The following is a 10,262-nucleotide window of genomic DNA, read 5'->3' as shown; positions in this document are numbered from 1 at the left end:
CGACCAGGCCGCGGGCTGGCTCAAGCCGGCCGTCGAGCGGGCGCTGTCCCTGCACGACAGCGTGGGTTTCGACGCCATCTACGCCAGCGGCTGGCCCTGGACCGGTTTCCTGATCGCCCGCGAGGTGTCGCGCCGCACCGGCAAACCCTATGTGCTCGACTATCGCGACCAGTGGACGCCCAGCGGCGACATGGCCTGGGAGCAGGTGTCGGCCGAGCAGGCTCGCGAGAACCCGGCGCTGGAGCGGCTGGCGGCGCGCGACGCGGCGGCCGTCGTCACCGTGACCCACGCACTGGTGGACAGCATCGGCCGCGACTGCGGCCGCGGCGACCTGCACCTGATCACCAACGGCTTCGAGCCGGCCGACTTCGCTGGCGAGGCCTCGCCCGTCGCTGATGGCCTGCTGCGCATCGCCTACACCGGCGTCTGGCGCCCTGGCTACGGTTTGCAGGACCTGTATGCGGCCATCGCCTTGCTTCAGGCCCAAGGCTGCCCGGAGCTTGCGCGGCTGCGCGTGCAGGCCGCTGGCTTCAAACCAGGCCCGGCGGCCGAGGCCGGGGTCACGGCTTGGGTGACGGAGCTCGGCCCTGTACCGCATGGCCAGGCCGTCACGCTGATGAAGCAGGCCGACCTGCTCTACCTGCCGGTGCCGACGGGCTACTACGCCACCGCGTCGCTGCCGGGCAAGCTGTTCGAATACCTGGGCTGCGGCCGCCCCATCCTGGCCGTCGTGCCCGAGGCCAGCGAGGTGGCCCAGGTGCTCAACGGCACCGGCGGCGGCGTGCGCGTCGAGCCGGGTGACGTGGCGGGTCTGGCCCAGACGCTGCAGCGCTGGCTGCGTGGCGAGGCCAGCGTGGACACGCCGCGCGATATCGAGCGCTACAGCCGCGCGGCGACAGCACGGCGTCTGGCCGGCGTGCTGGACGCGGCCGCCGACGGCCGGCGCCTGGAGCCACTGAGATGAGCGGCGTACGCAGTGCGCTGCTGTTCTCCTTCGCGGAGCGGTATGCGCTGATCGTCATCAACCTGGCGAGCAACCTGATCATTGCCCGGCTGCTGACGCCGGACCAGATTGGCGTCTACTCGGTGACGCTGGCTGTCATGAGCATCGCCCAGGTGCTGCGCGACTTCGGCGTCGCCAGCTACCTGATCCAGGAGAAGGACCTCACCGACGATCACATCCGCACGGCGCTGGGTGTCACGCTGATCATCGGCATCGGTCTGGGCTTCATCGTCTTTGCCGTGGCACCCTGGGTGGCCGACTTCTACCGCGAGCCGCACATGCGCGACCTGCTGTGGCTGGCGTCCATGAACTTCCTGCTGCTGCCGTTCTCGACGATCTCGCTGGCGCTGCTGCGCCGCCGCCTCGCCTTCAAGGCCCTGGCCGTCGCGAACCTGGTTGCGACGCTGGCCGGTGCCATCACCAGCGTCAGCCTGTCCTGGGCCGGCTGGGGCCCCATCGGCCTCGTGGCCGGCACGCTGGTCGTCAGTGCGACCACTGGCTTCGCCGCCTGGTGGGCCCAGGGCGAGCGGCGGTTGCTGCGGCCGGGGCTGTCGCAATGGCGCAGCCTGTTCAAGTTCGGCGCCCAGAGCTCGGTCGTGGGCGTCGTCACGTCGGTGTCCATGGACATCAACGACCTGGCCGTGGGCAAGCTGATGGGCTTCACGCCCGTCGCGCTGCTGAGCCGCGCCCAGGGCCTGATGAACCTCTTCCATCGCGACCTGATGGGCGCCGTGCGCAACGTGGCCTATCCCGCTTTCGCAAAGGCCGTGCGCGAGCAGCAGGCCATGGAGCCGCTCTACATCGCCAGCGTCACCTATGTCTGCGTGGTGGCCTGGCCCTTCTACGGCTTCGTCGCCCTCTACGGGCTGGAGACCTTGCGGCTGCTGTTCGGCCCGCAGTGGGACGCGGCGGCGCCGCTGGTGCCCATCTTCTGCCTGGCCGGCGCGCTGGCCGCGGCGATCAGCCTGATCGGCAACCTCATGGTGGCCATGGGCCGCATGGACCTGCTGACCCGCATGGAGGTGGTCTTCCAGCCGGCGCGCGCGGCGCTCATCGTCGCGGCGGCGGCGTATTGGCGCGAGCCCTGGGCCTGCGCGGCCGGGCTGGCGCTGGCCATGCTGCTGCAGCTGCCGCTGGTCTATGTCGTGAAGGGCAAGTTCCTGCCCAACGACTGGCGCGTGCTGCGTGGCCAGCTCGTGCGCAGCATGGCCGTGGCGCTGATCGCGCTGGCGCCGCCCGCGCTGCTGCTGGTGCTTCACCCGCGCGAGCCTGGCCAGACCATGCCTATCCTCTGGTTCGTGCTGGCCATCCTCAGCTGCTGCGTTTCGTGGCTGCTGGCGCTGGGCTGGTGCCGCCACCCGCTGGCCGCCGATCCGGCCTTTGCAAGACTGACGCGGTTCTGGCGGCGAGCTGCCGACAATGCCGCCTAGACCGACAAGACAGACCGAACCCTCACAGGTGAACCCTATGCAACAGTCCCGCCCTCCCGTCATCGGCCGCCTGGTCCGTTTCGCGCTGATCGGCTGCGGCCGCATCGCCCAGAACCATATGGAGGCGATCAAGAAGCACGCCGAGCGCGCCGAGCTCGTGGCGGTGTGCGACACCGACCCCGCGGCCTTGGCGGCCGCCGTCGCCAAGACGGGGGGCCGCGGCTTTGCGTCGTTGACCGAGCTGCTGGCCGCCAAGGCCGAACTCGGCATCGACTGCGTCGTGCTGACCACGCCCAGCGGCCTGCATCCCCGCCAGGCCATCGAGGTGGCCCGCGCCGGCATCGACGTGATGACCGAGAAGCCCATGGCCACGCGCTGGCAGGACGGCCTGGCCATGGTCAAGGCCTGCGACGACGCCGGCGTGCGCCTCTTCGTCGTCAAGCAGAACCGCCGCAACCCCACGCTGCAGCTGCTCAAGCGCGCGATGAGCGAGGGCCGCTTCGGGCGGCTCTACAACGTCGCCGTCAACGTCTTCTGGACCCGCCCCCAGGCCTATTACGACAGCGCCGAGTGGCGCGGCACGTGGGAGTTCGACGGCGGCGCGTTCATGAACCAGGCCAGCCATTACATCGACCTGCTCGACTGGGTCTGCGGCCCCGTGGAGAGTGTCATGGCCTACACCGGCACGCTGGCCCGCAACATCGAGGTCGAGGACAGCGGCGCGGCTGCGCTGAAGTGGCGCAGTGGCGCCATGGGCACCGTCAACGTCAGCATGCTGACCTATCCCAAGAACCTCGAAGGCTCCATCACCCTGCTGGGCGAGAAGGGCTCGGTGCGCGTCGGCGGCCTGGCGGTCAACGAGATCCAGCATTGGGAATTCGATGCCCCCCATGAGATGGACGCGCTGATCAAGGACGCGAGCTACCAGACCACCTCGGTCTACGGCTTCGGCCACCCGCTCTACTACGACAACGTCATCCAGACGCTGCGCGGCGAGGCCCACCCCGAGACCGACGGTCGCGAAGGCCTGAAGTCGCTGGAGCTGCTGATCGCGCTGTACATGAGCTCCCGCGACGGCAAGCGCATCAACCTGCCGCTGGCCTACTGAAATGGCCACCACCATCCACCCAAGCGCCATCGTCGACGAAGGCGCCCAGCTGGGTGCCGATTGCCGCGTCTGGCACTTCGTGCACATCAGCGCCGGCGCCCGCATCGGCAGCAAGTGCTCCTTCGGCCAGAACGTCTATGTCGGCAACGACGTGGCCATCGGCGACAACGTCAAGATCCAGAACAACGTCTCCGTCTACGACGCCGTGACGCTGGAGGACGACGTCTTCTGCGGCCCCAGCATGGTGTTCACCAACGTCTACAACCCGCGCTCGGCAGTCACGCGCAAGGACGAATACCGCCGCACCCTCGTGAAGCAGGGTGCGACGCTGGGCGCCAACAGCACGATCGTCTGCGGCACCACCATCGGCCGCTTCGCCTTCATCGGCGCCGGCGCCGTCATCAACCGTGACGTGCCCGATTTCGCGTTGATGGTGGGCGTGCCCGCCAAGCAGATCGGCTGGATGAGCCGCTTCGGCGAGCGCCTGGAATTGCCCGTCGCGAGCGAACAGCCCGTCGACGCCACCTGCCCCCACACCGGCGACCGCTACCGTCTGAGCGGCAACCGCCTGGAGATCATCTGATGGACTTCATCGACCTCAAGAGCCAGTACGCGGCCCTGCGCGACAACATCAACGCCCGCATCCAGAAGGTGCTGGACCACGGCCAGTACATCCTGGGCCCCGAGGTCAAGGAGATGGAGCAGGCCCTCGTCACCTACACCGGCGCCAAGCACTGCATCAGCGTCGCCAGCGGCACCGAGGCGTTGCTGATCTGCCTGATGGCCCTGGACCTGCAGCCCGGCGATGAAGTCATCACCAGCCCCTTCACCTTCGCGGCCACGGCCGAGATGATCGTGCTGGCCGGCGGCGTGCCGGTCTTCGTCGACATCGAGCCCGGTACGGCCAATATCGACGCCAAGCTCATCGAAGCCGCGATCACGTCGAAGACCAAGGCCATCATGCCGGTCAGCCTGTACGGCCAGGTGGCCGACATGGACGAGATCAACGCCATTGCCGGCAAGCATGGCCTGGCCGTCATCGAGGACGCCGCGCAGAGTTTCGGCGCGTCGTACAACGGCAAGAAGAGCTGCAACACCTCCACCTTCGGCTGCACCAGCTTCTTCCCGAGCAAGCCGCTGGGCTGCTATGGCGACGGTGGTGCCATCTTCACCAACGACGACGCGCTGGCCCAGGCCTGCCGCGAGATCCGCATCCATGGCCAGAGCCAGCGCTATCTGCACACCCGCGTCGGCGTGGGTGGCCGCATGGACACGCTGCAATGCGCGGTCGTGCTGGGCAAGCTGGATCGCTTCGAGTGGGAGGTCCGCCGCCGGCTCGAGCTCGGCGAGGCCTACCGCGCCAAGCTGCAGGCGGCCATCCCGAGCCTGCAGCTGCTGGAAGTCCGGCCCGACCGCGACTGCGTCTGGGCGCAATACACCGTCTTCGTGGACGACCGCGAGGCCGTGCAGGCCAAGCTCAAGGCCGCCGGCGTGCCGACCGCCGTGCATTACCCGCGCCCGCTGCATCACCAGCCGGCCTATGCCAAATACGGCCAGCCGGACGCCTGCCCGCACAGCATCGCCGCGGCGGCTCGCGTCATGAGCCTGCCCATGAGCGCCGACCTCACCGAGGAGCAGCAAGACCAGGTCGTCGCGGCTTTGGCCGCGGCACTGGCCTGACCATTCGCGGATGAAATTCCGGCCCGACATCGAGGGACTTCGGGCCCTGGCCATCGTGCCCGTCGTGGTTTTCCACGCCTGGCCCGCGGCCATGCCCGGCGGCTTTGTCGGGGTGGACATCTTCTTCGTGATCTCGGGCTATCTGATCACGACCCTGCTGCTGCAGCGCCTGGCCGCTGGCAGCTACAGCATCGCCTCCTTCTATGCGGCGCGCATCCGGCGCATCTTCCCGGCGCTGTTCGCGATGCTGGCCCTGGTCGCGCCGGCCTGCCTGCTGCTGCTGGAACCGCAGGCGCTGCGCGAGTTTGCGCGACTGCTGGGGGCCACGGGGCTGTTCGTCTCCAACATCGAGCTGTACCGGACGACCGGGTATTTCGAAGGAGCCGCCGAGCTCAAGCCCCTGCTGCACACCTGGTCGCTGGCCGTCGAGGAGCAGTACTACATCGTCTTTCCGCCGCTGCTGGCCCTGTTGTGGCGCTTCGCGCGCCGGCATATCGGCATCGTGCTGCTGGGCGTGGGCCTCGTGTCGCTGGCCTGGTGCCTGCGGTTGATGCCTCATGACGCCGAGCTGGCCTTCTACGCGGCACCAGCGCGCACCTTCGAGCTGATGATCGGCTCGGGCCTGGCCTGGTGGTCCAGCCGCACTGATTCACCGTCCGCGCGCCCGGCCTGGGTGGACTCGGGGCTGGGCTGGACGGCGCTCGCGGCCCTCGTCGCCTCGCTGTTGCTGATGCGGGCCGATCACGCTTTCCCGGGGCCGCTGGCGCTGTGGCCCTGCCTCGCGACGGCGGCGTTGATCTGGGTCGGTGCCACGCAACGGGCGGTCGCGACGCGCTGGCTGTCGGCCGCGCCGCTGCGCTGGATCGGCGCGCATTCGTTTTCGCTCTACCTCTGGCACTGGCCGGTGCTGGTGCTGACGCGGCATCTGGTGCTGGACCAGCCCTCGCCGGTGCAGGCCGCGCTGGCCGTGGCCTTGTCCGTCGCGCTGGCCTGGGCCTCGCTGCGCTGGGTGGAGGCACCGGTGCGGCGCTCCAAGGTGGCGCAGCCGGTCATGCTCGTGGCGGGGGCGTCCACCATCGTGGCCAGCCTGGGCGCGGCCTGGGCGCTGACGGCCGTGTCCGACCAGCGTGCCGCCCAGCCGGGCCGCGATGCGGTGCTGCGTGCCGGCGCGAGCGACTTCAGCCTCGACCGCAAGCGCTGCCACTCCAGCGGCAACCGCTGGTTGGACTACGACGTCCGCTGCCTGTTCGGGCCGGCCTCCGCCACGAAGACGCTGGCGGTCTGGGGTGACAGCCATGGCGTCGAGATCGCCCGTGCGTTGGGCGACCAGGCGACGGACCGGCGTGTGGCTCAGCTGACGGGCTCGACCTGCCCGCCGGCGTTGGGCTTCGAGCCCCCCGGCCGGCCACGCTGTGCGGCCGTCAACAGCGCGCTGCTGGAAAGGCTGGTGGCTGACACCAGTGTCGACAGCGTGCTGCTGGTGGCGCGCTACCAGTTCTATCTGGACGGCCCCGGCGCGACGGCCTTCGAGGCGGGCCTGGTGCAAAGCATCCAGCGCCTGCACGCTGCCGGCAAGCAGGTGTTGCTGCTGGACCCGGTGCCCACCTACCACTACCCGGTGCCGGCGGCTCTCGCCATGCGCTGGCGACGCGGAGACGAGCTGGCCGCGCAGGGCCAGATGGCAGCCGACTACCGCATCCGGCAGGCCGCGTCGCTGGCCCTGGTGCAGCGGCTGACCGCTGATGGGCAAGCCGAACGTGTCGGGCTGGACCAGCTGCTGTGCGGCGGCCCGCGTTGTAAGGTGTTGGAGGGGGATGCCAGCCTGTACTTCGACGACAACCACCTCAGCATGACTGGCGCCGCAATAGTCGCCCCCGCCGTGCTGCGGTTGCTGGAGGGCAAGACGACCGCAACTGCGGCTGGGCCTGGTCTTCTCTGATGACGGTGTGCAGGCCAAGGTCAGGCGGCGAGTGTGCCGACGGCGATGCGCAACACGTGCCTGCTGCACCCCCGAGCCGAGGGTTTGGGTTGCGGAATGTCGACGCCAGTGTCCATGTGTGATGTAAAAGTGGTCATTTGATGACGAGGCGAGTCCGCTATGCGCGCTCGCAAGGGAAGAGGGCTCCGTGGACCTCCGCTTCACGTTGAGGTATTGATGGATTCTTTACACATCTCGATTTCGGTTCCTATGCGCGTCCTTCTCAACCGGCTCCTCGCGGTCTTGCTCGGCGCTTGCATCTGTTCCTTGGGACTTGCGGCGAACGACGCGCGCGCTGCGGAATTTATTGCTACATGGCGTCAGATTTCCACGACCAATGCGCCCCCATGGCGCGAGTGGAGCGCCATGACGTGGGTGGACTCGCTCAATCAGGCGGTTTTTTGGGGAGGGGCCGGCGGCGGAGCCTATCTCAACGATGTTTGGGCTTTTGATCCTCTTGCCAAGTCATGGACGCTGCTCGATCCCAATAACAGCTGCGCGGGCAATACTTCGTTCAATAAACCCAATGGCTCAGACGAAAGCGGTGTGGTATTTGATCCCATAAATAACTATTTCTGGCTTTGGAATGGTGGCAGTGGCTACAGATGTGCCAGCCAGCAGGGTTTTACGCGGTCTGCTGGTGCCGGTACGACGGGCACGAAGTTGGTAGATCCGACGCTGCCAGCCACGACGAATGACTTCTACAAGGATTGGCTCGTGCAAAACGGCGGTAGCCCGACTGCCGTGGTCCTGTCCTATGATGCGGCGCTCAAGACGCTGACGTTGGACCGCGATATCGGGATCGGCGCCGGCGCGGCCTATTCCGTATACGCGGACTTCGGAAGCGGTGCTTGGGCATACTCCCTGAGTACTGGGCAATACATCAGGCTGATGGAGCGTCACTGGGGCTATACCGGATTGGCGCCCACAGAGCGTCATAGCCCAGGGTTCGCTGGAGATGGCACCAATGCCTATATGTTCGGAAGTGCCAGCAATGATAATTCATTGTATAAACTGAATTTTTCGACCAGAGAATTTACGCTTGCGATCCCTGCTGGCCAAGGGACTTCGCCTGAGCCCCGCGGCCAGATAGAGAACCAGTTTGTCTACGACTCCTTCAGTCGCCAATTCGTGCTGTTTGGAGGGGTATGCTTTGATCGACAGTCGGTGCGGTGCATCAACAATGCCTATTTAAACGACACGTGGCTGTACGACCCTGCAACCAACAGTTGGAGGGAAGTAACCGGAGCCGTTGGCCCGAGCGAACGCAGCTACGCGCAGATGTATTTCGACTCGAAAAATGGAGTTGTCGTTCTGTTTGGTGGCGTTTCGCCTTCCGGTTCGGCATTGGACGATCTGTGGACTTTCGACACGAGAACCCTCTTGTGGACCGAGGTGCACGTGCCGACAACAAACCCGGGGAACGTGTCTCTTGCGCTGACTACGTTTGCACCTTCCACGGGGTGTGGCTACTCGGTGTACGGCCACTCCAGGGGCTCGGCGCTGTTCGGCATCTGGGAGCTTTGCCTTCAGCCGAACACGCCCCCCGTGGCGGTCATTTCCGTGCCCTCGGTTAATTTGCAGGCCGGAATCTTCACCACCTTTTCCGGTTCTGCGAGTACAGATGCTGAAGCCAACATTGCAAGTTATGGGTGGGACTTCGGCGACGGCACGACCGCGGTTGGAGTTTCAGCTAGGAAGGTTTATGCAAACGCTGGAACCTACACCGTCCAGTTGACGGTTACCGACTCCGTGGGTGCGACATCTACTGCTACGCAGCAAGTTGTGGTTTCACAAGGGGCTTACCCGCCGCCAAGCGCGAATTTTGAAATACAGCCAGGTGTTGGAACTGCAGGGGCGGTTGCGCAGTTTTCCGCTGCGTTGAGCAGCGCCCCTGGTGGTTCCATTGCTTCTTATGTTTGGGATTTCGGCGATGGCACGACCGGAGTCGGAGTCGGCGTCGCCAAGACATACCAGTACATCGGCACGTATAAAGTCGCCTTGACGGTGGTGGATAATCATGGATTGAGTTCTGTGAAGACCGCTTTGTTTTCGGTTGGAGCGCCTCCAGGTATTGCCACGAATGTGGCGTTGGCTGCCAATGGCGGTATTGCATCTGCCTCCAGCGTGTATGACGGCCATTACCCGGTTAAATCAATCAATGACGGTGATAGAAAGGGTTTGAATTGGGGCGCCGGAGGGGGGTGGAACGATGCCACGTCGCGTGTCTATCCCGACTGGGTGCAGGTCGACTTCAACGGCATGCAGACGATCAGCGAAATTGACGTATTCACACTGCAGGATGATAAGGAATCGCCGTCGGCGCCTACGCTGGCGATGACCTTCGCAAAATATGGAATCACTCAGTACGACGTCCAGTATTGGGATGGCGGCGGATGGGTGACTGTAGAAGGCGGCAATGTCACCGGAAATGACAAGGTGTGGCGGCAATTTGTATTTGCACCGGTTAGTACGACCAGTATTCGAGTCCTGATAGCAGGTGCGATGAACAACTTCTCGCGCATCGTCGAAGTGGAGGCCTGGACGCCGGGAGGCATGGCCAACCAGGCGCCGGTGGCCAACATCAGCGGCCCGACGAGTGGGCAGGTGGGCGCGAGCCTGAGCTTCTCCGGCGCCGGCAGCACCGATGCGGAAGGCCCCATCGCCAGCTACGCGTGGACGTTCGGCGACGGCACCAGCGCCAGCGGGGTGTCGGTCACGAAGAGCTACAGCGCGGCAGGCAGCTACACGGTGACGTTGACGGTGACCGACGCTGGAGGCCTGACCCACAGCAAGACGCAGGCGGTGGTGATCACGGCGGCAACAGGGGGACAGGCGGTCAATGTTGCTGCAGCCGCCAACGGCGGCGTCGCCACAGCGTCCAGCACTTTTGACTCCAGATTTCCCGCCAGCGCGGTCATCGACGGCGATCGGCTGGGGCTGAACTGGGGAGCTGGCGGTGCGTGGGCGGATGGCACTTCGGGCGTCTACCCGGACTGGGTGCAGATCGACTTCAACGGCATGCAGACGATCAGCGAAATCGATGTGTTCACGCTGCAGGAC

General features: G+C 66.0%; 7 protein-coding genes. All 7 read left to right on the top strand.

The annotated features are described in order from the left end of the window. Window positions 1–964: glycosyltransferase (locus ACXJLH_RS29170; RefSeq protein ID WP_457447962.1), on the top strand; the 964-nt coding region annotated here is incomplete at its 5' end. Next, entirely contained in the window at window positions 961–2,433 is a 1,473-nt protein-coding gene (locus tag ACXJLH_RS29165) for a lipopolysaccharide biosynthesis protein (RefSeq protein WP_457447960.1), read from the top strand. The genes ACXJLH_RS29170 and ACXJLH_RS29165, both read left to right, overlap by 4 nt. A 37-nt stretch (window positions 2,434–2,470) precedes the next feature. Then, window positions 2,471–3,541, top strand: coding sequence for a Gfo/Idh/MocA family protein (locus tag ACXJLH_RS29160; protein ID WP_056195838.1), 1,071 nt, complete (start codon window positions 2,471–2,473; stop codon window positions 3,539–3,541). A 1-nt stretch (window position 3,542) separates the two neighbouring features. Next, a complete protein-coding gene (locus ACXJLH_RS29155; RefSeq protein WP_457324022.1) occupies window positions 3,543–4,124 on the top strand; it encodes an acyltransferase in 582 nt (193 codons plus the stop codon). Next, window positions 4,124–5,221 (top strand): DegT/DnrJ/EryC1/StrS family aminotransferase, encoded by a 1,098-nt coding sequence (locus tag ACXJLH_RS29150; protein ID WP_056195844.1) that lies wholly within the window; start codon window positions 4,124–4,126, stop codon window positions 5,219–5,221. Before ACXJLH_RS29155 ends, ACXJLH_RS29150 begins: the two co-directional genes overlap by 1 nt. Window positions 5,222–5,231: 10 nt before the next feature. Next, on the top strand, window positions 5,232–7,160 hold the full coding sequence (locus ACXJLH_RS29145; protein WP_457447958.1) for an acyltransferase family protein: 1,929 nt from the start codon (window positions 5,232–5,234) through the stop codon (window positions 7,158–7,160). 216 nt (window positions 7,161–7,376) lie between these two features. Next, window positions 7,377–10,262 (top strand): PKD domain-containing protein (locus tag ACXJLH_RS29140; RefSeq protein ID WP_457447956.1); only part of this gene is annotated, 2,886 nt, incomplete at its 3' end.

The organism is Roseateles sp. P5_E4 (genome assembly GCF_054049255.1).
Note: the sequence above shows the minus strand (reverse complement) of the source record. Positions and strands in the feature narration are given on the sequence as shown.

What these genes read in the sequence shown, in the direction of transcription:
- ACXJLH_RS29165 (WP_457447960.1), top strand. Translation starts at nt 961, where the DNA reads ATGAGCGGCGTACGCAGTGCGCTGCTGTTCTCCTTCGCGGAGCGGTAT.
- ACXJLH_RS29160 (WP_056195838.1), top strand. Translation starts at nt 2,471, where the DNA reads ATGCAACAGTCCCGCCCTCCCGTCATCGGCCGCCTGGTCCGTTTCGCG.
- ACXJLH_RS29155 (WP_457324022.1), top strand. Translation starts at nt 3,543, where the DNA reads ATGGCCACCACCATCCACCCAAGCGCCATCGTCGACGAAGGCGCCCAG.
- ACXJLH_RS29150 (WP_056195844.1), top strand. Translation starts at nt 4,124, where the DNA reads ATGGACTTCATCGACCTCAAGAGCCAGTACGCGGCCCTGCGCGACAAC.
- ACXJLH_RS29145 (WP_457447958.1), top strand. Translation starts at nt 5,232, where the DNA reads ATGAAATTCCGGCCCGACATCGAGGGACTTCGGGCCCTGGCCATCGTG.